Source organism: Oleiphilus sp. HI0132 (assembly GCF_001635845.1).
In genome coordinates, this window is the sequence record NZ_LWGJ01000817.1 from 1 (window position 1) to 947 (window position 947).

1 protein-coding gene is annotated in these 947 nt (G+C 45.7%); it reads left to right on the forward strand.

Annotation, left to right across the window (positions count from 1 at the left end):
- Positions 1-79: 79 nt before the first annotated feature.
- A partial coding sequence (locus A3766_RS09405; protein ID WP_156508824.1) for a hypothetical protein occupies positions 80-947 on the forward strand: 868 nt, incomplete at its 3' end.

The window sequence follows — 947 nt, forward strand, 5'->3', positions numbered from 1 at the left end:
GGGTCAAACTTTTTTACATTTGTCATTCGTTAAGAATTTTAAGAGGTACATCACGATGAAAGCTTTAAGATCGTGTTTTATGAGATATAGTGCTGGAGCATGTCTACTCATAGCGGGGACATCAGTTCATGCGTTAAATACGCAGATCACCTTACAAGCTGATAGTGAAGTAACGCCGACAAACTCTGAGGTCGTCACCTTTGGTTTGCCTCTGGCAGCGGGTGAAGTGACTGATATTTCGGAAATCAAGGTTCTGAATGGTTCAACGGAATTAGCAGCCTACGTTGAAGGTGGCTTACGTTACCATTGGTCTGATAACTCTATTCGTTCGGTGACAATCCAGCTGCAAAATGTCGATATGACCGGTGGTAATATAGACCTGACAATTACAGATGGTGGTGCAGCAGTCACACGCTTGTCTGAAGTTGCACACTCTCTAGGTTGGGCGGCTGCAGGCGCAGATAAAAATAACCTGCCTTACCCACGAATTTTTGCCTTGCACGATACAAGCTATTTGTCCGAGTCAGGCCTGATTCCTCCTTATGTGCCCTCAAGTGGTTCGTCAGACGGTTTTGAGCAATACCAAGTAGGGCAGTTCGAAAATTGGGCTGGTGGGCTTGATTATAGCGCTTCCAGTGGAGGTAATTGGTTGTTTGATCGATCAAGTGCCATGTTCAAAGCGTATATGTCTACTGGGCGGGTAGAATTCTTAAAAGAGGCATTCCTATCGAAGCAGTTCTACTTCTCGCATGTGCGGAATGATGGAACGGCCCCGGCAATGGCTGGTGGTGATGGTTGTTTTACATTTGGTGGTGTTGCTTGTGCTGATGGGAAATATATTGCTCCGCAGCAGGCTAAATTGAGCTGGGCCCTTACTGGCGATGATAGTCAATGGGATGATCCATTAATTACCAATATGGCGTTACAATCTGACTTGGGATGGAATC